Origin of the sequence: Mesorhizobium sp. M7A.F.Ca.CA.001.08.2.1 (assembly GCF_003998455.1) — a bacterium.
In the GTDB taxonomy this organism is placed as follows: Bacteria; Pseudomonadota; Alphaproteobacteria; order Rhizobiales; family Rhizobiaceae; genus Mesorhizobium; species Mesorhizobium ciceri.
Window position 1 is genome coordinate 1 of record NZ_RZPW01001041.1, and the last position, 1,699, is coordinate 1,699.

The following is a 1,699-nucleotide window of genomic DNA, read 5'->3' on the forward strand; positions in this document are numbered from 1 at the left end:
CCTCCCAGTCGCCGTAGCGGCCGGGCTCCTTGCCGCCGCGGCCGCCGATTTCCTTCGGCGCCGAGGCTTCCTTTTCCAGGTACTTTACACGCCTTGCTTCGGCTTCCGCGAGCGCACGTCTGGCTTCTGGCGTCAGCGCCTTTGGCTCCACATCATGGGCAAGCTCGGCATCGGTTTTACTGGCTTCGTCGTTCATGCGATATTTCCGGCGGATTGAAACGGGAACTGGTGTTTCCCATCATATAGCGATGAGACGAAGCGGATCGACCCCTTTTCGCTATCACCTGGACAGGAGCAGACGATGAACACACTTCGCACCGCCATGCTTCTTGCCGCGATGACCGCGCTGTTCATGGGCGTCGGCTTTTTGATCGGCGGAACCGGCGGCATGATGATCGCGCTGCTGATCGCCGCCGGCACCAATCTGTTCAGCTACTGGAATGCCGACAAGATGGTGCTGTCGATGAACCGTGCCGTCGAGGTCGACGAGAAGAACGCGCCCGAATATTACGCCATCGTCCAGTCGCTCGCCAAACAGGCCGGCCTGCCCATGCCGAAGACCTACCTGATCGACAATCCGCAGCCGAACGCCTTTGCCACCGGCCGCAACCCGCAGAACGCGGCGGTCGCTGCCTCCACCGGCCTGTTGCAGGCGCTGACGCCTGAAGAGGTCGCAGCCGTCATGGCGCACGAACTCGCCCATGTGCAGCACCGCGACACGCTGACCATGACGATCGTCGCCACCTTTGCCGGTGCCATTTCGATGCTCGGCAATTTCGCCTTCTTTTTCAGTGGCAATCGCGACAACAATCCGTTCGGCTTTGTCGGCGTGCTGGCGGCGATGATCGTAGCGCCCTTTGCCGCGATGGTCGTGCAGATGGCGGTCAGCCGCACCCGCGAATACGAGGCCGACCGACGTGGCGCCGAAATCTGTGGACACCCGCTCTGGCTGGCATCGGCGCTTGACAAGATCGCCCGCGGCGCCGAACGCATCCGCAACCCCGATGCCGAGCGCAATCCCGCGACCGCGCATCTCTTCATCATCAATCCCCTTCACGGCGAGCGCATGGACAGCCTGTTCTCCACCCACCCCGCCACTGAGAACCGCATTGCAGCCTTGCAGGCGATGGCGCGCGACATGGCCGGCAGCGAAACCCGGGCTGCACCGCGCCAGGCCCCAACGCCACGCCAGGCGGACGAACTGCGGCCATCCGGCCCGTGGGATCAGACAGCAAGGCCCGAGCAGCCGGCGGAGCCCGCCAAGCCCAAATCCAACCCATGGGGTCGCAATCCGACCGGGCCCAGGGGCCGGTGGTCGTGAGCGTGGCGGACAGAGGACCTCGACGCACGGTTTCAGGTGATCAGGAACACAGGGACGGCGGCGACTTCGTCGCCGGTCTCGCCGCGCGCAAGGCAGCGGCCCGCCTGCTTGCCGCCGTCATCGATGCCAGGACACCGCTTGACGGGCTGACCGATCACGAGAACGGCCACCCGCAATACAAGGCGCTCGATTTGCGCGATCGCGGCCTTGTCCGCGCCATTCTGGTCACCGCGCTGCGCTATCGCATGACCATATCGGGGCTCTTGGCGCGGCGCCTGGAAAAGCCGCTGCCGCCCAATGCCACGGCGCTGTCGCACATATTGCATGTGGCGGCCGCACAGATCCTGTTCCTCGATATTCCCGACAGCGCCGTGGCAT

At 64.5% G+C, this 1,699-nt stretch carries 3 protein-coding genes; 2 read left to right on the forward strand and 1 reads right to left on the reverse strand.

The genetic code is table 11. The annotated features are described in order from the left end of the window. The coding region (locus EN914_RS34490; protein ID WP_127389642.1) for a DUF1674 domain-containing protein at positions 1-196 on the reverse strand (196 nt) is incomplete at its 3' end. A 105-nt stretch (positions 197-301) separates the two neighbouring features. On the opposite strand from EN914_RS34490, the gene htpX reads away from it, so the two are divergent. Continuing rightward, complete coding sequence (gene htpX / locus EN914_RS34495) at positions 302-1,321, forward strand: zinc metalloprotease HtpX (RefSeq protein WP_024504208.1); 1,020 nt, start codon at positions 302-304, stop codon at positions 1,319-1,321. After that, positions 1,318-1,699: transcription antitermination factor NusB (locus EN914_RS34500; protein WP_281034692.1), on the forward strand; the 382-nt coding region annotated here is incomplete at its 3' end. The genes htpX and EN914_RS34500, both read left to right, overlap by 4 nt.

Coding starts and splice junctions, on each gene's coding strand:
- htpX (WP_024504208.1), top strand. CDS start 302: ATGAACACACTTCGCACCGCCATGCTTCTTGCCGCGATGACCGCGCTG.